23 protein-coding genes and 3 pseudogenes are annotated in these 21,988 nt (G+C 58.6%); 14 read left to right on the forward strand and 12 right to left on the reverse strand.

Annotated elements, in window-relative coordinates; translation table 11 throughout:
* Positions 1 to 200 precede the first annotated feature (200 nt).
* From HMPREF1144_RS28650 to HMPREF1144_RS28670, 5 genes are all read left to right on the forward strand, one after another.
* Positions 201 to 620, forward strand: coding sequence for a hypothetical protein (locus HMPREF1144_RS28650; RefSeq protein WP_004851141.1), 420 nt, complete (start codon positions 201 to 203; stop codon positions 618 to 620).
* A gap of 72 nt (positions 621 to 692) precedes the next feature.
* On the forward strand, positions 693 to 1,061 hold the full coding sequence (locus HMPREF1144_RS28655) for a copper-binding protein (protein WP_004851138.1): 369 nt from the start codon (positions 693 to 695) through the stop codon (positions 1,059 to 1,061).
* Between the two features lie 13 nt (positions 1,062 to 1,074).
* A complete protein-coding gene (locus HMPREF1144_RS28660; protein ID WP_009654697.1) occupies positions 1,075 to 2,322 on the forward strand; it encodes a TolC family protein in 1,248 nt (415 codons plus the stop codon).
* The gene (locus tag HMPREF1144_RS28665; protein WP_004851132.1) at positions 2,322 to 3,791 is read left to right on the forward strand and encodes an efflux RND transporter periplasmic adaptor subunit; all 1,470 of its coding nucleotides are present in this window, start codon (positions 2,322 to 2,324) and stop codon (positions 3,789 to 3,791) included. Before HMPREF1144_RS28660 ends, HMPREF1144_RS28665 begins: the two co-directional genes overlap by 1 nt.
* Positions 3,788 to 6,901, forward strand: coding sequence for an efflux RND transporter permease subunit (locus HMPREF1144_RS28670; RefSeq protein WP_009654725.1), 3,114 nt, complete (start codon positions 3,788 to 3,790; stop codon positions 6,899 to 6,901). The genes HMPREF1144_RS28665 and HMPREF1144_RS28670 overlap by 4 nt, the downstream gene beginning before the upstream one ends.
* A gap of 35 nt (positions 6,902 to 6,936) precedes the next feature.
* Here the strand turns inward: HMPREF1144_RS28670 and HMPREF1144_RS28675 are convergent, their stop codons facing one another.
* Both HMPREF1144_RS28675 and HMPREF1144_RS28680 read right to left on the reverse strand, forming a co-directional pair.
* Complete coding sequence (locus HMPREF1144_RS28675) at positions 6,937 to 7,227, reverse strand: hypothetical protein (protein WP_009654750.1); 291 nt, start codon at positions 7,225 to 7,227, stop codon at positions 6,937 to 6,939.
* 261 nt (positions 7,228 to 7,488) lie between these two features.
* A pseudogene (locus tag HMPREF1144_RS28680) lies at positions 7,489 to 7,722 on the reverse strand (MFS transporter); the annotation flags it as partial.
* Between the two features lie 150 nt (positions 7,723 to 7,872).
* On the opposite strand from HMPREF1144_RS28680, the gene HMPREF1144_RS28685 reads away from it, so the two are divergent.
* Together HMPREF1144_RS28685 and HMPREF1144_RS28690 are read left to right on the forward strand one after the other, a co-directional pair.
* Positions 7,873 to 8,319, forward strand: coding sequence for a glyoxalase/bleomycin resistance/dioxygenase family protein (locus HMPREF1144_RS28685; protein WP_009654757.1), 447 nt, complete (start codon positions 7,873 to 7,875; stop codon positions 8,317 to 8,319).
* A 49-nt stretch (positions 8,320 to 8,368) separates the two neighbouring features.
* A complete protein-coding gene (locus tag HMPREF1144_RS28690) occupies positions 8,369 to 8,587 on the forward strand; it encodes a hypothetical protein (RefSeq protein WP_042928689.1) in 219 nt (72 codons plus the stop codon).
* A 3-nt stretch (positions 8,588 to 8,590) separates the two neighbouring features.
* On the opposite strand, the gene HMPREF1144_RS28695 is transcribed toward HMPREF1144_RS28690, so the two are convergent.
* Positions 8,591 to 8,980 (reverse strand): VOC family protein, encoded by a 390-nt coding sequence (locus tag HMPREF1144_RS28695; RefSeq protein ID WP_004851125.1) that lies wholly within the window; start codon positions 8,978 to 8,980, stop codon positions 8,591 to 8,593.
* A 156-nt stretch (positions 8,981 to 9,136) separates the two neighbouring features.
* Here HMPREF1144_RS28695 and HMPREF1144_RS28700 point away from each other — a divergent pair, with 156 nt between their 5' ends.
* Positions 9,137 to 9,757 (forward strand): LysE family translocator, encoded by a 621-nt coding sequence (locus HMPREF1144_RS28700; RefSeq protein WP_004851124.1) that lies wholly within the window; start codon positions 9,137 to 9,139, stop codon positions 9,755 to 9,757.
* 207 nt (positions 9,758 to 9,964) lie between these two features.
* Complete coding sequence (locus HMPREF1144_RS28705; protein ID WP_009654811.1) at positions 9,965 to 11,152, forward strand: YbfB/YjiJ family MFS transporter; 1,188 nt, start codon at positions 9,965 to 9,967, stop codon at positions 11,150 to 11,152.
* Here the strand turns inward: HMPREF1144_RS28705 and HMPREF1144_RS28710 are convergent.
* Positions 11,135 to 11,971: a LysR family transcriptional regulator gene (locus HMPREF1144_RS28710; RefSeq protein ID WP_009654762.1), complete on the reverse strand. Its 837-nt coding sequence runs from the start codon at positions 11,969 to 11,971 to the stop codon at positions 11,135 to 11,137. The genes HMPREF1144_RS28705 and HMPREF1144_RS28710 overlap by 18 nt on opposite strands.
* 92 nt (positions 11,972 to 12,063) lie before the next feature.
* Between HMPREF1144_RS28710 and HMPREF1144_RS28715 the strand changes: the two genes are divergently transcribed.
* Positions 12,064 to 13,110: an NAD(P)H-dependent flavin oxidoreductase gene (locus HMPREF1144_RS28715; protein WP_009654742.1), complete on the forward strand. Its 1,047-nt coding sequence runs from the start codon at positions 12,064 to 12,066 to the stop codon at positions 13,108 to 13,110.
* A 31-nt stretch (positions 13,111 to 13,141) separates the two neighbouring features.
* Here HMPREF1144_RS28715 and HMPREF1144_RS28720 read toward each other — a convergent pair whose 3' ends face one another.
* The 4 genes from HMPREF1144_RS28720 to HMPREF1144_RS28735 all read right to left on the reverse strand — a co-directional run bounded on the left by HMPREF1144_RS28720 (position 13,142) and on the right by HMPREF1144_RS28735 (position 16,574).
* The gene (locus tag HMPREF1144_RS28720; protein ID WP_009654800.1) at positions 13,142 to 13,801 is read right to left on the reverse strand and encodes a methionine ABC transporter permease; all 660 of its coding nucleotides are present in this window, start codon (positions 13,799 to 13,801) and stop codon (positions 13,142 to 13,144) included.
* Positions 13,798 to 14,589, reverse strand: coding sequence for a methionine ABC transporter ATP-binding protein (locus HMPREF1144_RS28725; RefSeq protein WP_004851116.1), 792 nt, complete (start codon positions 14,587 to 14,589; stop codon positions 13,798 to 13,800). The genes HMPREF1144_RS28720 and HMPREF1144_RS28725 overlap by 4 nt, the downstream gene beginning before the upstream one ends.
* Positions 14,586 to 15,392: a MetQ/NlpA family ABC transporter substrate-binding protein gene (locus tag HMPREF1144_RS28730; RefSeq protein ID WP_042928691.1), complete on the reverse strand. Its 807-nt coding sequence runs from the start codon at positions 15,390 to 15,392 to the stop codon at positions 14,586 to 14,588. Before HMPREF1144_RS28730 ends, HMPREF1144_RS28725 begins: the two co-directional genes overlap by 4 nt.
* A 153-nt stretch (positions 15,393 to 15,545) precedes the next feature.
* Positions 15,546 to 16,574 carry an isopenicillin N synthase family dioxygenase gene (locus HMPREF1144_RS28735; protein WP_009654809.1) on the reverse strand — a complete coding sequence of 343 codons (1,029 nt, stop codon included), beginning with the start codon at positions 16,572 to 16,574 and terminating at the stop codon, positions 15,546 to 15,548.
* A gap of 271 nt (positions 16,575 to 16,845) precedes the next feature.
* Between HMPREF1144_RS28735 and HMPREF1144_RS28740 the strand changes: the two genes are divergently transcribed.
* On the forward strand, positions 16,846 to 17,121 hold the full coding sequence (locus HMPREF1144_RS28740; RefSeq protein WP_009654715.1) for a VF530 family DNA-binding protein: 276 nt from the start codon (positions 16,846 to 16,848) through the stop codon (positions 17,119 to 17,121).
* A gap of 41 nt (positions 17,122 to 17,162) precedes the next feature.
* Here the strand turns inward: HMPREF1144_RS28740 and HMPREF1144_RS28745 are convergent, their stop codons facing one another.
* On the reverse strand, positions 17,163 to 17,351 hold the full coding sequence (locus HMPREF1144_RS28745) for a hypothetical protein (protein WP_004134116.1): 189 nt from the start codon (positions 17,349 to 17,351) through the stop codon (positions 17,163 to 17,165).
* A gap of 131 nt (positions 17,352 to 17,482) precedes the next feature.
* The gene (locus HMPREF1144_RS28750) at positions 17,483 to 17,692 is read right to left on the reverse strand and encodes a YdgH/BhsA/McbA-like domain containing protein (protein ID WP_004851107.1); all 210 of its coding nucleotides are present in this window, start codon (positions 17,690 to 17,692) and stop codon (positions 17,483 to 17,485) included.
* 234 nt (positions 17,693 to 17,926) lie between these two features.
* On the opposite strand from HMPREF1144_RS28750, the pseudogene HMPREF1144_RS33865 reads away from it, so the two are divergent.
* Both HMPREF1144_RS33865 and HMPREF1144_RS28755 read left to right on the forward strand, forming a co-directional pair.
* A pseudogene (locus HMPREF1144_RS33865) lies at positions 17,927 to 18,037 on the forward strand (amino acid ABC transporter ATP-binding protein); the annotation flags it as partial.
* Positions 18,038 to 18,039: 2 nt separating this feature from the next.
* Positions 18,040 to 18,357 (forward strand): annotated as a pseudogene (locus tag HMPREF1144_RS28755) (pyrroline-5-carboxylate reductase dimerization domain-containing protein); the annotation flags it as partial.
* Here HMPREF1144_RS28755 and HMPREF1144_RS28760 read toward each other — a convergent pair.
* A complete protein-coding gene (locus HMPREF1144_RS28760) occupies positions 18,354 to 19,310 on the reverse strand; it encodes an AraC family transcriptional regulator (protein ID WP_004851102.1) in 957 nt (318 codons plus the stop codon). The pseudogene HMPREF1144_RS28755 and the gene HMPREF1144_RS28760 sit on opposite strands and share 4 nt — an antisense overlap.
* A gap of 108 nt (positions 19,311 to 19,418) precedes the next feature.
* On the opposite strand from HMPREF1144_RS28760, the gene HMPREF1144_RS28765 reads away from it, so the two are divergent.
* Complete coding sequence (locus HMPREF1144_RS28765; RefSeq protein ID WP_009654721.1) at positions 19,419 to 20,618, forward strand: MFS transporter; 1,200 nt, start codon at positions 19,419 to 19,421, stop codon at positions 20,616 to 20,618.
* Between the two features lie 249 nt (positions 20,619 to 20,867).
* On the opposite strand, the gene HMPREF1144_RS28770 is transcribed toward HMPREF1144_RS28765, so the two are convergent.
* The gene (locus HMPREF1144_RS28770; protein WP_009652075.1) at positions 20,868 to 21,848 is read right to left on the reverse strand and encodes an IS110 family transposase; all 981 of its coding nucleotides are present in this window, start codon (positions 21,846 to 21,848) and stop codon (positions 20,868 to 20,870) included.
* Between the last annotated feature and the right edge of the window lie 140 nt (positions 21,849 to 21,988).

A 21,988-nucleotide genomic window follows, 5' to 3' on the forward strand; every position in this document is an offset into this window, starting at 1 on the left:
TTTTCTATTAATTAAATACATTATCCGCCGGCTATACACCTTCCCCCAAGGGGAAGGTCAAATACTGATATCCCTTTTTGGTGTAAATATTTATAGAGAAACTTTATTCTATTTAACCTGGAATTTTCTCTTTGAAATATCGTTTAATTCTTGCAGTGAGTGTGATTTAATCCAGCGGTCGTCTAATTGCGAATATCACTATGATTCAGTCACTACAGGCATTATTTAAACAAGCAACCCGGCGCCGGCTTCGTATCCGCGCAGGGCTGGTTATTGCCTGTTGGTTACTGCTCAACCTTCAGCTCGCCGTCGCGGCGCACCATGGCGGCCAGCAGCAGCCCGCGGCGCCGCAGGTGCAGATTCACCATATTGTCGATGGCATGATGAACATGCCCGGCATGGAAAACGTCGGCCAGAAAGTTATCTGTGAGAAGCACTGCGACCCCGATACCGCGCAGCCTAACTCTTTAACCTCTCTACAGCTGAACGCGCTCCCCTCCGAAACCGCGCTACTCGTGGTTTCCCCGCAGCAGGAGACCTGCGCTGAACGTATGGACTGGCGCACGCCGCCGGTCACCGGTCCGCCGGTTGAGATACGCTTCTGCCGTTTCAGGGAATAACGCACCGTTAAAAACATCCATCAGATCTGCCCGGTCTGCGGGCGACTTTATGTTTTTTTCGGAGACTTTATTATGCGTTCGACCTCTATTTTTCTGCTTATTACCAGCGTACTGACCTTTTCCTTCAGCGCATTTACCGCCAGCGCGGAAGACGCCGCGATGCACCATCACACCATGTCCTCCATGGCGGATATGCCGGAGATGAAGAAGGCGGATGATTCCGCCACGCTTTATTCGGCCAGCGGGGTCATTAAAGCCTGGCGCGACGATGCCGTCGTGATTGCCCACTCTCCGGTTACCGAGCTGAACTGGCCGGCGATGACCATGAGCTTTGCGCTCGCTGATAACCACGATAAAAAGCTGGCGGTGGGAGCGCAGGTCGATTTCACCTTCCGCCAGACCGACTCCGGCTACGCGATCGTTTCAATTACCGCGCGATAATTCCGGAGTCATTATGCACATCTTCAATAAGGCGGCCTGCGGGCTGCCGCTTTTACTGTCGCTGATGTCCACCAACGGCTGGGCAACGACGCTCGCGGAGGCCCTGTCGGCGGCGGAAAACTACTCCGCCGAGCTCTCCGCCAACGATCATCAGGTTAACGCTTTGAAGAATATGGCGGATTCCGCGATGCAGCTCCCCGATCCGAAGCTGAAATTTGGTATTGAAAACGTCCCGTTGGGCGGCAATAACGCCGGCCGTCTCACCCGCGAGGGGATGACCATGCAAAGAGTTGGCGTGATGCAGGACTACGTCAGCAGTACCAAGCGTGAACGGAAAGCCGACTCCATTACCGCCGAGGCGCGCCAGACCGCCGCTAATGCTGATGTGATTCGTGCCCGGCTGCAGCGGGAAACCGCCCAGGCGTGGCTGGCGCTGGCGCTGGCGCAGAAGTCGCTGCGCTCGGTGCAGACGTTGATTAGCGAAACGTCCCGGCAAATCGACGTACAAAAGGCCGGCGTCAGCAGCGCCAGCGCCAGTCCCAGCAGCGTGCTGGACGTTCAGCTGGCGCTGAATGCGATGAAAAATGAGCAGGATAACGCCCGTCGCGATGTACAGATCGCCCAGGCGCGCCTGCTGCAGCTCACCGGGAAGGAGGTACGCGATATCTCCGGCCCGCTGCCGCGCATTGAACGTCTGCCTGCTGACGAAGCCGACTTAATGGCCGGGATTAAACTTCACCCGGAAGTGATCCAGGCCGCCAGAGAAGCCGATCTGGCGAAAGCGAAATCAGGTCAGTCGGAAGTCGCGGCGATCCCCGACGTGGGCGTTGAGGTTTATTACGCCCGACGCGGTGATGATTATGACGACATGGTGGGGGTCATGTTTACCGTCGATATGCCTATTTTTCAGGGCAAACGTCAGGACAAAGACCACGCAGCGGACGTCTCCCGTACCTATGAAGCCAACGATCGGCTGACGTTATTGATGCGCGAACATCAGGCGCAGCAGTATCAGCTGATTTCGCAATATAACGCCGCGAAAGCCATTTACGATCGCCAGCAAAGCGAGGTGCTGCCGCTGCTGCGCAAGAAGGTGAGTCTCGTCAATGCCCAGTATCGGGGCGGCAGCTCCGCGCTGCCTGAGCTGCTCGCCGCCCGTCGCGATCTCCTGAGCGGAGAAATTGCCAGCAACAATGCGGAGAAAGCGCTTGCCGATGCGTGGGCCGCTATTCGCTACCTTATTCCACAGGATGTTAAATAATGAAGCTTAAATCTGCTCTTACCCTTGTGGCGCTGGCCGTCGCCCTTGCCGCCGCGGGCGGCTACTGGCTGGGTTCACGAAGCGCGCCGATGCCCTCCGCTGGCGGCGGCCAGGCGGAAACGGGCCGCAAAGTGCTGTACTGGTACGATCCAATGGCCCCCGCTACGCGCTTTGATAAACCGGGTAAATCGCCGTTTATGGATATGGATCTGGTGCCGCGCTACGCCGATGAAGACGCGGGAGAAGACGCCGGGGGCGTGCAAATTAGCGCCCGCCAGCAGCAAAACCTTGGCGTCCGTACGGCGAACGTCTCCCGCCAGACGCTGGCGCTGAAGCTCAATGCTTTTGCTACCGTAGCCATTGATGAGCGGGGCGTTGAAACGGTACCGGCGCTGGCCAGCGGTCTGATTGAGAAACTTTACGTCAACGCCTCCCAGCAGTTTGTGAAAAAGAACGAGCCGCTGGCGGAGCTGTGGATCCCGCAGTGGGCGGCGGCGCAGCAGGAGTATCTGGCGGTGAGGCGGCTGGGCGATAGCGGGCTGACCGCCGCGGCCCGCGACCGCCTGCGGCTGCAGTTTATGCCGGAAGCGGTTATCCGTAGCGTTGAGCGCAGTGGTCAACCGCAAACCCGCATGACGGTGCGCGCGCCGCACGATGGCTACGTCAGCAAGCTGGATGTGCGCACCGGCGCGCAGGTCACGACAGCCCAACCGCTGTTCGAGCTGGCCAGCCTCGATCCGGTCTGGATCGTGATTGATTACCCGCAAAGCCAGGCCAGCCTGCTGCGCGAAGGCAGTAAGGTGACAGCCACCACCGGCAGCTGGCCCGGTATAGCGTTTCAGGGAACCGTCAGCGAACTGCTTCCCGACCTCGAAACCACCACCCGTACGTTGAAAGCCCGCGTAGTGCTGAATAATCCGCAGCATCGGCTTAAACCGGGCATGTATTTGAACGTTGAGCTGGCTGAGGCGCAGCAGGAGAGCGCCGTTCTGGCTATTCCGGAAGAGGCATTAATTGCCACCGGTACCAGCAATCGGGTGCTGATCGCCGACGGCGAGGGGCATTTCCGTCCGGTCGAGGTGACCGCAGGGCGAACGCAGAATGGTCTGGTTGAGATTAAATCCGGCCTCGAAGCGGGCCAAAAGGTGGTGACCTCCGGGCAGTTCCTGATTGACTCCGAAGCCAGCCTGCGCAGCGCGCTGCCGCAAATGGCCGGGCAAGAGGAGGAGGCAAAAAGCTACTCAGCGCAGGGTGTTATTAAGGCCGTGAGCGATGAGGCGGTAACCATTGCTCACCAGCCGGTACCGGCGCTGAAATGGCCGGCGATGATCATGGATTTTGCTATTACGCCGCAGCTGCGGGAACAGATGCGGCCCGGCGAGTCGGTGATGTTTCACTTCGTCCTGACCGATGAAGGGGCGCGAGTCACCTCAATGATGCCGCTGAACGGCGCTAAGGAGCAGCCATGATTGCCGCCGTTATCCGCTGGTCATTGCGCAACCGCCTGCTGGTATTGCTGGCGACGCTGATTATGGCCGCCTGGGGCGTCTGGTCGGTACAGCAGGCGCCGCTGGACGCGCTGCCGGATCTCTCCGATACCCAGGTGATCATTCGCGTGAGCTATCCGGGGAAAGCGCCGCAGATTGTCGAAGATCAGGTGACCTACCCGCTGACCACCACCATGCTGTCGGTGCCGGGAGCGAAAACCGTGCGCGGCTTTTCGATGTTCGGCGATGCGTATGTCTATGTGCTGTTTGATGATGGAACGGACCCATACTGGGCGCGCTCCCGCGTGCTGGAGTACCTGAGCCAGGTCCAGAGCAGCCTGCCGGCGGAAGCGAAAGCGTCGCTGGGGCCGGATGCCACCGGCGTCGGCTGGGTGTTTGAATATGTGCTTACCGATAAAAGCGGCCAGCATAGCCTCGGCGACCTGCGGGCGATTCAGGACTGGATCCTCAAATATGAACTGAAAACCGTGCCGGATGTTTCGGAGGTGGCCAGCGTCGGCGGAATGGTCAAAGAGTATCAGGTGATCCTTAATCCTGACCGGCTGCGGGCGCTGAACGTCACCCACGAGCAGGTGATTAGCGCGATCCAGAGCGCCAACCAGGAAGGGGGCGGTTCGGTGCTCGAGCTTGGCGAAGCCGAATATATGGTGCGCACCACCGGCTACCTGAAGTCCATCGACGACTTTAACCAGGTGGTTATCGCTGCGCGCAGTGGCGTGCCGGTGCTGCTCTCCGACGTCGCCAGCGTGCGCCGGGGACCGGCGATCCGGCGCGGCGTCGCCGAGCTCAACGGCCAGGGCGAGGTGGCGGGCGGGATTATCATTATGCGCTCGGGTAAAAACGCGCTCAGCACCATTAACGCGGTAAAGGCCAAACTGGCGGAAGTGCAAAAAAGCCTGCCCGCAGGCGTGGAGATTGTTCCGGTCTACGATCGTTCGCAGCTGATTAAAAACTCCGTCGAGACCCTGACCCATAAGCTCATTGAGGAGTTTATCGTCGTGGCGGTGGTCTGCTCGCTGTTTCTGTTCCACTTCCGCAGCGCGCTGGTGGCGATGATCACGCTGCCGCTGGGGATCCTTGGCGCGTTTATTGTGATGCACTATCAGGGCGTCAGCGCCAATATGATGTCGCTAGGCGGGATTGCGATCGCCATCGGGGCCATGGTCGATGCGGCAATCGTGATGATAGAAAATATGCATAAGGTGCTGGAGCAGTGGCGGCACGAGCACCCTGAACGCCAGCCGTCCTCCGCCGACTACTGGCAGATTGCCCAGCACGCGGCGTCGGAAGTGGGGCCTGCGCTGTTTTGCAGCCTGCTGATTATCACCCTGTCGTTTATTCCGGTGTTCACCCTCGAGGCGCAGGAGGGCAAGATGTTCTCGCCGCTGGCCTTCACCAAAACGTATTCGATGGCGGTGGCCGCCGGACTCGGGATCACCCTGGTGCCGGTGCTGATGGGCTACTTTATTCGCGGCAAAATTCCTGATGAAACCGCCAATCCGCTCAACCGCTGGCTGATTCGCGCCTATGAGCCGCTGCTGGATAAAGTTTTGCAGTGGCCGAAGGCAACGCTGGCGGCGGCGGGCCTGCTGCTGGTTGCCACGCTGTGGCCGCTGGCGCAGCTCGGCAGCGAATTTCTGCCGCAAATTGACGAGGGCGACCTGTTGTATATGCCCTCCACGCTGCCGGGGATCTCCAGCCGCGAAGCCGGACGCTTGCTGCAGCAGACCGACCGTCTGATCAAGACCATTCCTGAAGTGCAAAGCGTATTCGGCAAGGCCGGGCGGGCGGACAGCGCTACCGACCCGGCGCCGCTGACCATGCTGGAGACCACGATTCAGTTCAAGCCGAAAAGCGAATGGCGGCCCGGCATGACCATGGATAAGCTGATCGAGGAGCTCGACAATACGGTGAAGGTACCGGGGATAGCCAACGTCTGGGTACCGCCGATCCGTAATCGCCTGGACATGCTGGCGACCGGCATCAAAAGCCCGGTCGGCATCAAAGTGAACGGTAACAATCTGGCGGAGATCGAAAAGACCGCCGAAGAGATTGAGCGCATCGTGCGTAGCGTACCGGGGGTGACGTCGGCGCTGGCGGAACGCCTCGACGGCGGCCGCTATATCGATATCGCTATCGACCGGGTGAAAGCCGCCCGCTACGGCGTGTCGGTGAAGGAGCTGCAGTCAATCGTCGCCAGCGTCGTCGGCGGCGATAACATCGGCGAAACCATCGAGGGCCGAGAACGTTACCCGATCAGCGTCCGCTACCCGCGCGAAATGCGCGACTCGCTGCAAAAGCTGCGCGATCTGCCGGTAGTGACCAGCGGCGGGGCGCAGGTAGCGCTCTCGGAACTGGCGGACATCACTATTACCGACGGCCCGCCGATGCTGAAAAGCGAAAACGCCCGCCTGTCGGACTGGATCTACGTGGATATTCGCGGGCGCGACTTAAAATCCGCAGTTGATGAAATGCAGAGCGAGGTCGGCAAACGGGTCAGGCTGCCGGAAGGCATCTCGCTGACCTGGTCCGGGCAGTATGAGTACCTCGAGCGCGCCACCGCGAAGCTGAAAATCGTGCTGCCGTTTACCCTGATGATTATCTTTATCCTGCTTTACGTCACTTTCAGTCGCGTTAAAGACGCTCTGCTGATTATGGGGACTTTGCCGTTTTCGCTGATCGGCGGCGTCTGGCTGCTCTGGCTGCTGGGCTACAATCTGTCGGTAGCCGCCGCCGTGGGCTTTATTGCGCTTGCCGGCGTGGCGGCGGAGTTCGGGGTGATTATGGTGCTCTATTTGAACCAGGCGATCGCGAAACGCCGCCCCGAGCTGAACGATCGCGCGCTCAACGAGGCGATTCATGAAGGGGCCGTGCTGCGCGTGCGCCCGAAAGTGATGACCGTGGCGACAATCATGGCCGGACTGCTGCCGATTATGTGGGGAGGGGGCACCGGATCGGAGGTGATGCAGCGTATCGCCGCGCCGATGATCGGCGGGATGATCACCGCGCCGCTGCTCTCGATGCTGGTAATCCCGGCAGTCTATCTCCTGACGCACCGTAACAAACGCTAAAGTACAACGTCCGGGCCAGGCGGCTCGGGCGTGAATCAGTCGGCGTTCTTAAGATCTTCCGCACGTTTGGCGGTGGCGTAGACAAAATCGAGCATGGGTTCAAGGTCGGTATCGTAGCCGGCCTGAATGATTTTGCCGCGCAGCCATTCGATCTCGCTGGTAATATCCGGGTGGAATATATTGTTGTCCTGCGCTTTACGCAGCCACTTGAGCAGGAAATTATTTTTCCCGCGGATACCGCCTGATTTCTTCGATTTTGCGTGTATTTTCAGCGCCACCAGAATGCAGTAATAGAAATGAACGCGCTGATTAAAACTTTGGTGCATGTCTTTATTCCCGCCAGAATCAGGTTGCGGACGGGCATGGACCTTAAACATGCGGTCTCTGATATTCACCCGTACCACCATCGCGCCGCTTGCCGGACGCTGAGGCGATGGTGGCACGGAAGCTGAATTGCCGTCAATTATTGATTAATTTTTTACCCATATTTGCGCCGGTTATCGTTCGACGATGCTTCCTCAGGTTCGCGGTAAAGCAGCGGGTTGTTGCAGGTAAATGCGCAAAATCAAGATAAATGCCAGCGCGACCACCGCCGCCGCCAGGATCACCACGGCGGCAAATCCGCTGATGCCAAAATAGCCGTTAAGCATGACACCCAGCGGGGCGCCGACCGCCATGGCGACGTAGGTCGCCATGCCGTTCCACGAGATCACCCGCGAAGTGTGAATCGCACCGACGGTTTTGATCCCCCAAAGGGTCGCGCCGATGGCGGTAAAACTTTCCCCGACGCCGAGGAAAATACGCCCCACCAACAGCGCAGCGCCGTTGGGCGCAACGAGCAGGGCATGCGTTTTCTCAATGATTCAGGCAAACGCACTAAAAATAGTCATGAGAAAAGAGGATTCTGGGCAAGTCGTGCGCGGCAGAGTATAAAATCTGTTAACGCATCACGGATAATGACAGGAGAGAGTATGGAATACGATTTAGACGGTATGGATGTGCTTTTTGTCGCCGGCTTTGGGCCGATAACGCAATCGACGCCGGCCAGCAGGGAGTTTTATGTGGCTGCGCTTGGCCTGCCGCTAAAACCGATGCCCGGTAACGAAGAGTATCTGCTGACCGAACATGACGCCATTGGCGGGGTAAAACATTTTGCCCTGTGGCCGCTGGCGCAGGCGGCGCGCTCCTGCTTTGACGCCGATCTCTGGCCTGACTATCTGCCGGTGCCGCAGGCGTGGGTCGAGTTTGAAGTGCGTGATATCAACACCGCCACCGACGCGCTGAAGGCCAGAGGCTATCGTCTGCTGGTGGACAACCGCATTGAGCCGTGGGGGCAAACCGTCACGCGGCTGCTGAGCCCGGAAGGGCTGCTGACAGGGATTACCGTGACCCCGTGGCTGCGCGAGGGCAAAGCATAATGGCATGCATGAGCCGCCCATCATCCCCTGCGATCGGCAGGGTGATGGAATGCTGATTTATGACGTATTCGGGCGCCATATTGGCGTCCAGCGCCAGGGCGAACGCTGGCTACTTTTCCGCGTCGATCTGAACGAGCGGAAATGTTCGCCGCTGCGTGGGATCATCATCCCGGACGATCTCCCGGAGTCGGAAATTCCCGGCTGGCTGGGCGATATTTTTCACGAAGCGGCAAGCCCGCGCCATCCTGACGTCCGGCTTATGGAGTAGCGTCTACGGCCAGCTTCTGTTTTGCAGCACCACGCGATAACCGTCGCCGTCGACAAAGGTTTTTCCGTTCACATTCCAGTACGGATTGAACGCGCTGACCGGCACAAAACCGGCGGTCAGCATTTTCGCACACTGTTCCCGCCATTCAGCGGCTTCCGGGTAATAAAGCACCAGCAAATCTTCCTCGCCCGGAGAGGGCTTCACCGGATGATGATGGCAGAGGGTGAATTCAAGATGCCAGCCGAGATCGCGGCGTCCGACCATCACGCCGCTAAAGCCGTCATGATCGGCAAACTGCGCGATTTGCTCCAGCCCAAGGCCTGTGCAGTACATGTGGCAACTGAGTGAAAGGTCGGTGACCGGCCTGGCGATGCGGATAGCGTTAAGCGTCATAACAGCCTGTATCGATAAAGGTTTGGTCGATTGACTGTATCCGCTTTTGCGGCGGCCATTTGTCACAAAGAGCTTTTAACGCGCCCGGCAAAGCGAATTTATTCGATTGTCTCTGCGGCGGGTTTTATCTAGAATCTTCGCTTTCGGAGAGAGAAAATGTCCGTTGCTGATTCCCTTCTTGCTTACTCTTTTGCTGCGCTGTTGCTCACCCTTACCCCAGGCCTGGATACCGCTTTAATTCTGCGAACCGCTACCGTTGAAGGCGGAAAAAAAGCCTTTCAGGCGGCGCTGGGCATTGATACGGGATGTTTTATCTGGGGGGCGGCGGTCGCCTTCGGTCTTGGGGCGCTGCTGGCGGCATCGGAGCTGGCGTATGACCTGCTCAAATGGTGCGGAGCCGCCTATTTATGCTGGCTGGGCATTCAGTTAGTTCTCAAGCCGCGCGGTCATTTTGTTCATCAGGACAGGGCGGCGGCGCCTGCAAGTAACTGGTTTTTAAAAGGGATGATGGGCAATGTGCTCAATCCGAAAATGGGGATCTTTTACGTCTCTTTCCTGCCGCAGTTTATTCCGACCGGCCACTCGCCCATCGTCTGGACGTTCCTGCTGGTCGCCATCCATGTGGCGATCGGGACGCTCTGGTCGTTAACGCTAATCCTGACCAGCCGCTCTGCCGCTCGGCTATTAAAGACGCCGCTATTTATTCGGTGGATGGACCGCGCAACCGGCGGCCTCTTTATGTTATTTGCCGCCAAACTGGCTTTTAGCCACCGTTAAATCCCTCTGGACAAGGATGTCCAGCGCCTCACTCCACATTTCGTTACTCGCCGAAGCATCCCCCGGCCGTTGCCGTAAAGTTTCTCCCCGCAGGCCGGGCGCTGCCGCATGGCGCTGCTTGCGCATCGTGGTAAGCGAAATCATAATAAATAAAGAATTATTATTATTTATTATTCTTTATTTGAGAATAATAATGGAGGGGAGTGGGTGAACGTTTTTGCAACCAGGCCGGAATGGAAGGCCTTTCTGCTGGCGCTGGCCGGTTCGGTCGTGCTGATCGTTGGTATGGGCTATGGCCGGTTTGCCTATACCGGGATCCTGCCGCTGATGCTCAATGAGCAGCTGCTGACGCTGCGTGAAGGCAATCTTGCCGCTTCGGCGAACTATGCCGGCTATCTGGCCGGCGCGCTGCTGCTGGCGAAAGCCAGGCCCGCGGACGCCAGGTGGCTAAGCCTGCTTTCCGCACTGTTGACGCTGGTGTGCCTGGCCTTACTGGCGTTCCTGGTTTCCCCCTTGGCGATTATTGTGGTGCGCGGAATTGCCGGATTACTCAGCGCGGTGACGCTGATCGCCGCCTCTCTCTGGCTACTGCAGCATATGAAGCACCCTAACGGCGCGCCGGTGCTTTTTTCTGGCGTCGGAATGGGGATATTCTTGTCGGCGGAATTTATCTCCCTGGGGAAAGCGCTGGCGCTCTCCAGCCAGCAGATATGGCTGATATGCGCGATAAGTTCCGGCGTGCTTTTTGTTCTCGCGCTGCGTCTGCTGCTGAGCCCCACCGACTACCTTATCGCTTATCAACCCGCCGCGACCGCACACCGCGAGGAGGGCGAGGGGCTGGTGCGGGAGGCGTGGAAACTGCTGCTGATTTACGGCCTGGCCGGCTTCGGCTACATTATTACCGCCACCTATCTTCCGCTGTTTCTCAGCGGTTCGCTGAACGCTATCGATCCGGTGCAGATCTGGGCTATTTTCGGCCTCGCCGCCGTTCCCTCCTGCTTTATCTGGCACCGGCTGGTCATCAAGCTCGGCTACCGCCGCGCGTTTACCCTTAATTTGCTGATTCAGGCAATCGGCGTCATTCTCCCGGCGTGGAGCCATGCGTTACCGTTTTGCATATTAAGCGCGCTGCTGGTGGGTTGCACCTTTTTGGGCACCGTGACCATCGCGCTGTCCGAGGGGCGGCGGCTTAATCATCTGGTTTCGTTCAATATGATTGCCGCCATGACCGCGACCTACGGCATCGGGCAAATCGTCGGCCCGCTGGTTGCCGGAACGCTGTATGACCGCAGCGGGTCGTTTAATCCTTCGCTGAGCGCGGCCGCCATTGCGCTGCTGGCTGCCGCCGCGCTGGTGGCGGCAGGGGCGGGGCGAGCGTCAAAGGTCGGAAGCTGATTCCAGAAGCTGGCGCATTTTCTCGAGGGCGGGAGACGCGTAGCCTTTGCGCCAGATAAGCTGGGTGATCGCCTGGCCAACCGGCCGCAGCTGGCTGGCTTCGGGCAGCGTCAGGGTATCGAGCACGCTCTGCGGCACGATACCGGCATAGCCGCCGGTGGCGACGCAGGCGAGCATCGCGTGATAGGAGCCGACGTCCTGGATCTCGCTCTCCACCTCCTCTGATTGCGCCAGAAACGCTTCCCCCATCGCCCGGTAGGTACAGCCCTCTGCAAAGGCGGCAAAGCGAAAGCGCTGTGGGCTGGCGGGAAGCACCAGCAGCAGCTGTTCTTTAAAGATGGATACGTACTCCAGGTCATCGGGCGGAGGCGTTCCCTGCGGCAGGCTCACCAGCGCGCAATCCAGCGCGGCGTCCAGCACCTGTTGGGTCAGCTGACGGGTGGGCTGGGTTTTGAGGGTGAGCGTCACCTCCGGGCACAGCGCGCGAAACCGGGGAAGCAGCGGCGGCAGGCGGCTGGCGGCGGTGGCGTCCATCGCCCCCATGCGTAAACTGCCGCCCGGCGTCGCCGGATGCAGCGCCTGTCTGGCCTCTTCGGCCAGGCTGAGGATTTTTAGCGCGTAGCCTAAAAAATGTTCACCGGCGGGGGACAGCAGCATCCTTTTATTGCCGCGGGCAAACAGCTTCACGTCCAGCTCCTCTTCCAGCTGGTGAATGCGGGTGGTGATATTGGACTGGGCTCGCCCCAGCCGCTTTGCCGCGCGGGTGACGCTGCGCTCTTGCGCCACCGTTTTAAAAATCTCTAATGTGGTGTGGTTCATGTTTTTATTCTTAATTTGAAAATAATGTTGATCTTATCATCTCTAAAAGAGATTTTAATGGCCCGAACGCACAAATTTTAACAGGGCAAACCATGAGCAACAGGCTTACGCAGCAGCTTGATATTGATTACCCCATTATTCAGGCGCCGATGGCCGGCGTGTCGACGCCGGAACTGGCGGCAGCGGTCAGCGGGGCCGGCGCGCTCGGCTCGCTGGGGCTGGGCTCGGCAACCATAGAGCAGGCTGAAACGCTGATTAACCGGACCCGGCGCTTAACCACCCGTCCGTTTAACGTCAATCTGTTTTGCCACGCCCCGGCGGTAAGGGATCCGCAGCGTGAAGCCCGGTGGCTGGCGAGGCTGCGCCCGGAATTTGCGCGCTTTGGCAGCTTGCCGCCGGAGACGCTGGCGGAAATTTATCTGAGTTTTCAGCAGCAGCCGCGGATGGCCGAGCTGCTGCTCGACCTGACTCCGGCGGCGGTGAGCTTTCATTTTGGCGTGCCGGATCGTGAAACCCTTCGCCAACTGCGGGAAAAGGGGATCGTCACCCTGGCGAGCGCGACCAGCGTGGCAGAGGCGCTGCTGGCCGTAGAGCAGGGAATCGATATGGTGGTGGCGCAGGGCTACGAGGCCGGCGGCCATCGCGGCATCTTTGATCCGCTGGCGCCTGACGGACAGATGAGCACCTTTACTCTGGTTCAGACGATAAGACGGCATACCGATATTCCGCTTATCGCCGCTGGCGGCGTGATGGACGGCGCGGGAATTAACAGCGTAATGAACCTGGGCGCAGACGGGGCGCAGCTAGGGACGGCGTTTCTGCTGTGCCCTGAATCGTCCACGGATGGCGGATACCGTGAGGCCCTTAAAAGCGCGTCTGACGGGCAAACGGTTTTAACCTCAGCCATTTCCGGACGCCCGGCGAGATGTCTGGTTAACGGCTGGCGTGAAATAAACGATCCGCCGCTGATTCCGGCTTATCCCGTGGCTTACGACGCCGGGAAGGCGCTGGCATCGGCGGCGAAAGCGCAGGGAGATCGTCAGTACGGTGCGCACTGGGCCGGGCAGGGAGTGAGCCTGATTCGCGAGCTGCCGGCAGCGGAGCTGATACGCACCCTGGTGCGCGAAAGTGGTTTTTAATCGCGGATGGCGCGCGGCCACCCGCTTATTGTTAACGACGGTGGGCGAGGCCGCGGACCAGACGGTCGCCGGCCATCTGCACGCCCTGCACCAGCGCGACCAGAATGAGCACGGTACCGAACATCACCTCGTTATTGAAGCGCTGATAGCCGTAGCGAATGGCCAGATCGCCCAGTCCGCCGCCGCCAATCACGCCCGCCATCGAAGAGAAGCCGATCAGCATAACGATGGTCAGCGTGATGCCTGCCAGCAGCGTCGGCAGCGCTTCCGGCAGCAGCGATTTAAAGATCACGTGCCAGATATTGCCGCCCATCGATAAAATCGCCTCGATACGCCCGTAATCCACTTCATCCAGCGCGTTCTCCGTCAGCCGCGCAAAGAACGGAAAGGCGCCAATGGTGACCGGAACCACCGCGGCGGTACTGCCGAGGGTGGTGCCAATAATCAGCCGGGTGAATGGGATCAGCGCGATCAGCAGCACGATAAACGGCAGCGAACGACCAAAGTTGATAATCGCGCCCAGCACGGCGTTGAGCTTCGGCATCGGCGCCAGGCCGTTGCGGCGTGAAACAAACAGCAGCACGCCGGTCGGCAGCCCGAGCAGCACGGTAAACAGCGCCGCCAGGCCGACCATATAAACGGTATCTACCGTGCCCTGAAGCAGCAGCGGCCAGAGATCTTCCCAACTCATGCTACTCCGCATAATGGCCTCCCGTGAAAACCGTGGCGAGCGAGGAAATCCCGCTCGGCCTGAGGATCGTGCAGCAGCGACTGCCGTAGCCGCGACCATGGCGCCACCAGCAAATCGGCAATTCTGCCGCTTTCAATAATCTCCCCGTGCTCAAGCAGCGCCGCGTGGTCGCAGAGGGTTTTCACCACTTCCAGCTCATGGGTGATCAGCACGATGGTGAGGTTCAGCTTTTGGTTGATATCCGCCAGCAGGCTGAGCACCGAGGCCGTGGTCTCGGGGTCGAGGGCGCTGGTGGCCTCATCGCACAGCAGCACATCCGGCCGCGCGGCCAGCGCGCGGGCGATCCCCACGCGCTGTTTTTGCCCGCCGGAAAGCTGTGACGGAAAGGCGGCGGCTTTATCCGCCAGCCCGACCAGTTCCAGCAGTTCCGCCACCCGCGCCTGGCGGGCGGCTTTCGGCACTTTGGCTATCTCCAGCGGCACCGCGACATTGTCGGCGACGCTGCGGGCGTGAAGTAAATTAAAGTGCTGGAAGATCATGCCGGTACGCAGCCGGTACTCGCGCAGCGCGGTTTTATCCATCCGGGTAATATCGTTCCCGTTCACAATAATGCGGCCCGACGTGGGCCGCTCCAGCAGATTCAGGCAGCGTATCAGCGTACTTTTGCCTGCACCGCTGCGGCCGAGGATGCCGTAAACGGCTCCTCTCGGCACCTGCAGAGAGACATCGTTTAGCGCCGGTTGGCCTGTTCCGGCATAGGTTTTACTCAGCCCGACAATCTCAATCATGACTGCGGAGCAACCGGGATCACCGAGCCGTTATACTGCTTACGAATGAATTCGGCGACCTGCGGCGAGGTGAGGTCTTTGGCCAGCGCCTTGATGCGCGAGTCGTTCGCCAGCGCCGGCGTTGTCACCAGAATGTTGGCGTACGGGTTATTGGTCGCGCTCTCCAGACCCAGCGCGTCTTTGGCCGGCACCAGCCCGGCTTCCAGCGCGTAGTTGCCGTTTATCACCGCCAGGTCAACGTCATCCAGCGACCGCGGGATCTGCGGTGATTCAATCTCAAGGATTTTCAGGTGCTTCGGGTTTTCCACGATATCTTTCGGCGTCGCCAGGGTGGTCGCCGGGTCGGTAAATTTTGCCGCCAGCTTAATCAAACCCTGATTTTGCAGCAGGAACAGCGCGCGGCTCAGGTTGGTGGTGTTATTCGGTACCGCCACGGTGGCGTTCTCGGGCAGCGATTTAAAATCTTTATGCTTGCGCGAATAGATCCCCAGCGGCTCAATATGGACGGTCGCCGCGACGGCGAAGGTTTTGCCCAGCGCTTTCTCCTGATCTTTCAGATAGGGGACGTGCTGGAAGTAGTTGGCATCGACATCGCCGTTGGCCAGCAGTTCGTTGGCGTTAACGCCGCTGGTGAGTTCGACGATTTTCAGGTCGAGGCTGGGATCGATCTTCTTAATGTAGTTAAGGATCTCGGCGTGCGGCACCGGGTCCGCGGCGACGCGCAGCGCGGCGGCCTGGGCGGAACTCCATGCCAGAGAGAGAGACAGTGCAACCCCTGCCAGTTTAAATGCGGCATATTTCATCATCTTATTCCTTGTGTTGTTGTTATGTTTATACCCGTCATACTTCAAATTGCATGTGCGTTGGCTGCGCGCGCTCACCCGAATCACTTACCAGAGTAAGCTCATCGGGATTCACTGACTTGCCGCCTGCCTGCAACCCGAATTATTTAGGGTCTACACGATCAATTGCTCGGCGCGTTCGCGAAAAACATCCTGGTAGTAGCGCTCGGCGACATCAGGATGCGAACGCAGACGCCCTTTCAGGTAATTCCAGCCCACCTCGCGCAGCAGCGGGTTTTGCGGGTCGCTATCCGGTCCGAGGGCTTCGCGGGCCAGCTCGTCAGGCAGCGTGTAGACGGGGACCACGGCATCCAGCTGGGCGCCGAGGAAAAAGGCGATCGACAGCCGCTGCTGGTCGGCGGGCGGCGAAACGACACGGTGCACCGTTGCCCGCAGATAGCCGTTGGTTGCCAGCTCCAGCAGCTCGCCGATATTCACCACAAAGCTGCCCGCCAGTGGGGTCGCATCAATCCAGCGGTCAGGGGAGACTTCGACCTGCAATCCTTTCTGCTCATCCTGCAGCAGGAAGCTGAGGAAGCCGGAGTCCTTATGCGCGCCAACGCCCTGGGCGCTCTGGGTCTCCTGCTGGCCGGGATAGCGGATCAGCTTGATATGTTCATTGGGCTTATCGCCATACAGGCCATCGAAGGCATCCAGCGGCAGGCGCAGCGCTTCGGCGAAGGCGCGCAGCAGGGTGATCCCAACCTCAGTCATTTCCCGTTGCCAGGTCAGTAATGTGGGTTTGAGCGAGGGCAACGCCTCTGGCCAGAGATTCGGCCCCTGCAGGCGCTGCCAGCGCGGCGCGCGTTCGCTAAGCTGCAGGGCCGGGCGCTCGGCGCCGATATCGAACTGCTCGCGCCAGTCGGGTTGACCGCGGGTTAATTCAGAAGCGGCGCGGTTGTAGCCGCGAAAATGCGGATTGTGAATCATTGCCACCCTCTGCTTTTGATCGTCGGGCAGGGCAAAAAAGGCGCGGGATTGCTGCTGCACGGCCTGCTGCAGCGATTCATCGACGCCGTGGTTAATCAGATAAAAGAAACCAATATCGCGGGCGGCGTGGCGCAGGTCGGCGAGAAACGCCGCTTTTTCAGCGGGGTCCGCGTAGCGGGCCAGATCCAGTATCGGTAAGGTTGTCGCGTTCATTGTGTTCTCCGAAGTCGGTATTCAGGTGTTTTCGTCGATTCAGATTCAGGGTTCGGGGACAACAACAGCGCATGATCGATTCCTCAGTCGGGTGGTTGAAGCCAGCTTGCCTTAAGCGAAAAAAATCAACCAATAACGTTCTTTTCTAATTTATGACCGTGGAGGGTTCTGTGCTTTTGCGAATTTTGGATAAGGGGAAGGCGGGGCGGTTGCGATTGGCGTCGGGAGCCAGTATGGTGAGCAAAATTTTTAATTCAGGTAAAGAGACGCAATGCAGCACCCAAACGATCCTCTGCACGGCATCACGCTGGAAGCGCTGTTAAACGCGCTGGTCGCGCAATATGGCTGGGCCGAACTGGCGAAACGCATCAACATCAACTGCTTTAAAAGCGAGCCGAGTATTAAGTCGAGCCTGAAGTTTTTACGCCGCACGCCGTGGGCGCGTAAAGAAGTGGAAGCGCTGTATATCGATTCGCTGTCCGATATCGATACGGTAAAAGCGGAAGCGCCGGCGGATAATCCGTGGGCACACTGGCAGAAAAAGTAAGGCGCGCAGCGGATAATTCCGCGCGCGCCCTGTGCTATGTGTTACTGAAGATTGCCCGCAGTCAGGCTCTCTTTATCAAAGGCATGGCTGACATCAATATGATTCTGATGCACGGACGTGTCGATATTTGAACCTGCCTCCGGACGCGCAAAGCTATTCTCTGCGGCCATCGCCCCGGACGAAAGTGTAGCGGCTAACAGCAGTGCGGTGACTACGCCGATATTTTTCATATTTTGTTCCTTATTTCATCGTGTTGTCGCTGTCGCCTGTGTCTTCCGGCGGCCCGGCAATATTGTTATATACCCTAAATAATTCGGGTTGCAGGACAACGCACATGCAACTTGAAGTATGACGGGTGAGTTTATTTCGTCAGTTCTGCGGTCATATGCACGCGGTTATTGAACTGAGCGCTGGTGATTTTGTAAGAGGCGCCTTGCTCTGCGGCCTGAGCGGCAATTTTGGCTTCTGCGCGGTCCAGTGTGGAAGCGCTGGCGCTGATGCTCTGTGCAAAAGTACCAAAAGAGATCATAGAAAGTGCGGCAATTGCAACGAAAGTTTTGATGGATTTCATGGTCGTATTCCTTAAGTGTTTTGTCAGTGTTGGAGCGTTGTTGCCCCGATGTGATAAATAATAGGCCGACGACGCGATGATTAAAATCGAAACAATTTGCTCTCATTGTTCAATAAATTTGAATGAAACTATCGGTTACCGCAATCCTGTTTTGCAAATAAGGTTTGGTTACAATCAAGCCTCATTGTCATAACAAATATATAAAAAATTATTTTTTGGCTTTTTGGATTGTGCAAAAGCGGGAAAAAGGAGATTGAAAAACTACGATCAAAAACCGCTATGGTTTTTCAATCGTGGAATCTTTTTCACAACCTCACCGCACTGCAAAATATTACCGAAGGACTGAGATCGATATCTTTACCGGCTTTGGCGTCGCGGGCCCTAACTATATTTACTACTTTATAGAGTCCCTTACCGATGCCGGCGTACTGGCGGGGCTGCCGCGACCCCAGGCAACGGAGGTGGTGCTTGAAAACCTGCTCGGCGCGGTCGAGATGCTGCGCCAAAGCCAGAAGCATCCGCGCCAGCTTCTGGATATCAACAATTCCCCGGCGGGCGTCGGGATCCACGGTCTGTATGAGCTGAACAACAGCGATTTTGCCGCTGGGCTTCAGCGCAGCGTACTGGCGGCGGTCAGACGCACCCGTGAACTGGGACAGCGCTAAAATCCTTCTTCCCGCGACAGATCGCGCAGCGCGCCCGGCGCCTTTCCGATAATGCGTTTAAAGGCGCGGCTGAAGGCGGCATGAGAACTATACCCCAGCCTGAAGGCCACTTTTTCCAGCGCCTGACCCTCATGGGAAATGTACTGCACCGCGAGGCGCATACGCAGCTCGGTAAGATAGCGGGCGGGCGTGGTGCCGGTGGCGGAGAGGAAGCGTTCAGCAAATACCGAACGCGAAATTCCCGCCTCGCGGGCCAGATCCTCGACTTTCCAGTTAATGCCCGGCTGCTGATGCATAACGTAAATGGCTTTGGCCAGCTTAGGATCGCGCAGCACCTGTACCCAGCCGGTGGCGTTGCCGCAGCCGCACTCCACCCAGCCGCGGACAATCAGCGCGGCGACCACATCGGCCAGCCGCGCCAGAATGCCGGCGTAGCCCGCCTGTCGAGTGAGGCTTTCGCGTTCCATGGCCGCCAGCATCGGCGGGATCTCCGGACGGCTGGTCAGCAGGCTGCTGACCAGCATCACTTCGGGCATTGCTTTGACCAGCGGTTGCATACCGCCCAGCTCAAAGTCCATACAGGCGCTGAAGATAATAGCGCTGTCGCTTTTCGCGTCGTCGCAGGCGTTTTTGACGCAGCTTACCGAGTCGCAAACCGGTTCGCTGGGCAGTCTGGACACGTTAACCACCGTTGCCTGGTCATCGGAGAGCAGCACGTGACCATCGCCGTTAGGAATAAACAGCGCATCGCCGCTCTGCAGCATCAGGCGCTGACCGCTGACCATGCGCAGCAGTACCGGCCCCCGGCTGATAAAGTGGAACTGCGCTTTGCCGGGTACGAAGCCGAATTCGACGCCAAAAGGGCGGGAGGTTTCGATGCGGCGGTAGTTGACGCCGGAAAGGCGCATGCCGCGCAGAAGTTCGCTGGTGAGATCGAGGGCGTGCTGAGTCATAACATCATTCCCGGACGAATTATCAATAATCAAGGAGTATGTATCATAGATCGTCCGAACAGAAGCGCTTAACCTTAACGAAATGTTAATTGTTCTGGAGAGATGTTTATGAGTTCCTGCATTGCAGCTGAAGAGAGCCAGGCCAACGCCAGGCCCGCGTGGCGCGCCGTCTATGCGCTGGCGCTGGGGGTGTTTGGCCTGATTGTCGCCGAGTTTCTTCCTGCCAGTTTGTTGACGCCGATGGCGGCAAGCCTGGGCGTTAGCGAAGGCATGGCGGGGCAGGCGGTGACCGCGACGGCGCTGGTGGCGTTAGTTACCGGGCTACTGATCACTACCGCGACGCGAAATATTGACCGCCGCTGGGTGCTGATGTTCTTCTCCGTTTTGCAAATTATCTCCAGCATGATGGTGGCCTTCGCCGGTTCGCTGGAGTTTTTGCTGCTTGGACGCCTGCTGCTGGGGATAGCCATCGGCGGCTTCTGGTCGATGTCGACCGCGACCACCATGCGTCTGGTTCCGGCGGCGATGGTGCCGAAAGCGCTGGCGATTATCTTTTCCGCCGTTTCCATCGCGACGGTGGTTGCCGCGCCGCTGGGCAGCTATTTCGGCGCGCTGATCGGCTGGCGCAACGTATTTCTTATCTGTGCGCTGCCGAGCGTGGTTGCGCTGCTCTGGCAGCTGTGGGTTCTGCCTTCCATGCGTCCGGAGAGCGTCGGCAGCTTCGCTACCCTGTTTAAGGTGCTGCGCCGTCCGGGCATGGTTGGCGGTATGCTCGCGACAATCCTGATTTTTAGCGGCCACTTCGCCTTCTTTACCTATCTGCGTCCGTTCCTCGAAACCGTGGCGCAGGCCAGCGTCGAAGGGGTTTCTCTGATCCTGCTCGGTTTTGGGGTAGCGAACTTTATCGGCACCTCGATTGCCGGACATCTGTTAGCCCGAAGCCTGCGCCTGACGCTGGCGCTGGTGCCGCTGGCAATGAGCGTGCTGGCGATGATGATGGTAACGTTCGGCCACGTCGCGCTGCTGGACGGTCTGCTGGTGGCGATGTGGGGCTTTGCTTTTGGTCTGGTGCCTGTGGGCTGGTCGACCTGGCTTGCCACCACGGTGCCGGATGAAGCTGAAAGCGCGGGCGGTCTGCTGGTGGCGTCTATTCAGCTGGCGATTAGCGCCGGTGCGGCTGGCGGCGGTGCGGTATTCGATCTTAACGGCGCGAGCGGCGTTTTTGTCGGCAGCGGCGTGCTGCTGGTCAGCGCCATGGTGATAGTGCTGTTTGCGGTAAGAGTTAAGCCAGTCGTGAGCGAGGAGTAGGACCTTTCAGGGCTACAGCACCGCAGATTGCCGATAGCCCGGGGAATATGCCGTGACGTGGTATTGCTGTGGCTTCTTCCCGGCTTGCGCTGCGCTTAGCCGGGCTACAGGGCTGCAGATTGCTGGTAACCCGTAGATACTGTGAACGCCTGCAACTCTTTTAACTACTGTCACCTTTTCCGGCTCCCGGATGACAGGCACAACAACGACAGCGCCATCCGGTGCTGTCGTTTAATCCGGCACTCTTTCTTACGCTATCAACAACTCATGCTGTGACGCATCGAACGCCTTTCCTGACTTCAGTACACCGTACGCCACCTGCGCCAGCTTTCGCATCATCGCCCCTATGATGACTTTTGCCCGCTTTCCGCTCTCTTCCAGCCTTTTCCTGAACGCTTTTCCCCACGCCGTATGGTACAGCGCCGATAATGCCGGCATGTATAACGCCTTGCGCAGTTGAACCGGCCCCGCTTTGCTCATCCGGCTCGCCCGCATCACGCTGCTGCCCGACTCATGCTGCACCGGCGTCAGTCCCGCATACGCCGCGAACTGCCGCGCTGTACCGAACTTCAGCTTCAGGCCCGTATACGCCAGCAGAACCGCCGCTGTTTTCTCCCCGATGCCCGGGATACTGTTCAGCAGCTTCCGCCGTCGTTTCATATCCGGGTCGTTATCCGTCAGGTCTTTTATCTGTTTTTCGATACGCGTCAGCTCCGCGCTCAGACATCCCAGCAGGATATCAATGCTGGCCAGTTGAACCTCCGGCGCGGTTTCCCGCCGGTTTTTCTCCTGCGTCTGCATCTCTGTCAGCGCCTGATGCCTTAACACCAGGGCTTTCAGTGCCCGCTCTGTCGGATGAGGGGCCTCCCAGGCTGACGGGCGTTTTTCCCGGCAGAAGTGAGCCAGCATACGGGCGTCCACTTTGTCAGTTTTACTGCGCAACCCCTCACTCTGTGCGAAAGCTTTACTGAGGGCGGGGTTGATGATGGACACGGTATACCCGGCATCACTCAGATGCGCGGCCGCGTCTTCCATGTAGGTGCTGGTGGACTCCATGCAGACATGGGCACGGTTCACGTCATGGCCGCGAAGCCAGCGGACCAGCGCTTCGTGTCCGGAGAGGGTATTATCAAATTTTTTACAACGATGCCGGCCATCAGGGCGAAGAATGTCGACATCCAGTTTAGCTTTGGCGACATCAATACCGATGAAGTGGAGTTCATTTTCCATAGTGAAACCAACCTTGCAAATACGGGTTACCGGTGAAAGCCGGTCCATGATACTGTCCGGTTTATCACATGAGAAAGAACGGCGGTCCGGTGCAAAGGATCTACGGAACAGGCGCGAAAGCCTAAGCCCGGACACGGCAT

Source organism: Klebsiella sp. OBRC7, from assembly GCF_000293135.1.
Classification (GTDB): Bacteria; Pseudomonadota; Gammaproteobacteria; order Enterobacterales; family Enterobacteriaceae; genus Klebsiella; species Klebsiella michiganensis.

What these genes read in the sequence shown, in the direction of transcription:
- HMPREF1144_RS28650 (WP_004851141.1), top strand. Translation starts at nt 201, where the DNA reads ATGATTCAGTCACTACAGGCATTATTTAAACAAGCAACCCGGCGCCGG.
- HMPREF1144_RS28655 (WP_004851138.1), top strand. Translation starts at nt 693, where the DNA reads ATGCGTTCGACCTCTATTTTTCTGCTTATTACCAGCGTACTGACCTTT.
- HMPREF1144_RS28660 (WP_009654697.1), top strand. Translation starts at nt 1,075, where the DNA reads ATGCACATCTTCAATAAGGCGGCCTGCGGGCTGCCGCTTTTACTGTCG.
- HMPREF1144_RS28665 (WP_004851132.1), top strand. Translation starts at nt 2,322, where the DNA reads ATGAAGCTTAAATCTGCTCTTACCCTTGTGGCGCTGGCCGTCGCCCTT.
- HMPREF1144_RS28670 (WP_009654725.1), top strand. Translation starts at nt 3,788, where the DNA reads ATGATTGCCGCCGTTATCCGCTGGTCATTGCGCAACCGCCTGCTGGTA.
- HMPREF1144_RS28675 (WP_009654750.1), bottom strand. Translation starts at nt 7,227, where the DNA reads ATGCACCAAAGTTTTAATCAGCGCGTTCATTTCTATTACTGCATTCTG.
- HMPREF1144_RS28685 (WP_009654757.1), top strand. Translation starts at nt 7,873, where the DNA reads ATGGAATACGATTTAGACGGTATGGATGTGCTTTTTGTCGCCGGCTTT.
- HMPREF1144_RS28690 (WP_042928689.1), top strand. Translation starts at nt 8,369, where the DNA reads ATGCTGATTTATGACGTATTCGGGCGCCATATTGGCGTCCAGCGCCAG.
- HMPREF1144_RS28695 (WP_004851125.1), bottom strand. Translation starts at nt 8,980, where the DNA reads ATGACGCTTAACGCTATCCGCATCGCCAGGCCGGTCACCGACCTTTCA.
- HMPREF1144_RS28700 (WP_004851124.1), top strand. Translation starts at nt 9,137, where the DNA reads ATGTCCGTTGCTGATTCCCTTCTTGCTTACTCTTTTGCTGCGCTGTTG.
- HMPREF1144_RS28710 (WP_009654762.1), bottom strand. Translation starts at nt 11,971, where the DNA reads ATGAACCACACCACATTAGAGATTTTTAAAACGGTGGCGCAAGAGCGC.
- HMPREF1144_RS28715 (WP_009654742.1), top strand. Translation starts at nt 12,064, where the DNA reads ATGAGCAACAGGCTTACGCAGCAGCTTGATATTGATTACCCCATTATT.
- HMPREF1144_RS28720 (WP_009654800.1), bottom strand. Translation starts at nt 13,801, where the DNA reads ATGAGTTGGGAAGATCTCTGGCCGCTGCTGCTTCAGGGCACGGTAGAT.
- HMPREF1144_RS28725 (WP_004851116.1), bottom strand. Translation starts at nt 14,589, where the DNA reads ATGATTGAGATTGTCGGGCTGAGTAAAACCTATGCCGGAACAGGCCAA.
- HMPREF1144_RS28730 (WP_042928691.1), bottom strand. Translation starts at nt 15,392, where the DNA reads ATGAAATATGCCGCATTTAAACTGGCAGGGGTTGCACTGTCTCTCTCT.
- HMPREF1144_RS28735 (WP_009654809.1), bottom strand. Translation starts at nt 16,574, where the DNA reads ATGAACGCGACAACCTTACCGATACTGGATCTGGCCCGCTACGCGGAC.
- HMPREF1144_RS28740 (WP_009654715.1), top strand. Translation starts at nt 16,846, where the DNA reads ATGCAGCACCCAAACGATCCTCTGCACGGCATCACGCTGGAAGCGCTG.
- HMPREF1144_RS28745 (WP_004134116.1), bottom strand. Translation starts at nt 17,351, where the DNA reads ATGAAAAATATCGGCGTAGTCACCGCACTGCTGTTAGCCGCTACACTT.
- HMPREF1144_RS28750 (WP_004851107.1), bottom strand. Translation starts at nt 17,692, where the DNA reads ATGAAATCCATCAAAACTTTCGTTGCAATTGCCGCACTTTCTATGATC.
- HMPREF1144_RS28760 (WP_004851102.1), bottom strand. Translation starts at nt 19,310, where the DNA reads ATGACTCAGCACGCCCTCGATCTCACCAGCGAACTTCTGCGCGGCATG.
- HMPREF1144_RS28765 (WP_009654721.1), top strand. Translation starts at nt 19,419, where the DNA reads ATGAGTTCCTGCATTGCAGCTGAAGAGAGCCAGGCCAACGCCAGGCCC.
- HMPREF1144_RS28770 (WP_009652075.1), bottom strand. Translation starts at nt 21,848, where the DNA reads ATGGAAAATGAACTCCACTTCATCGGTATTGATGTCGCCAAAGCTAAA.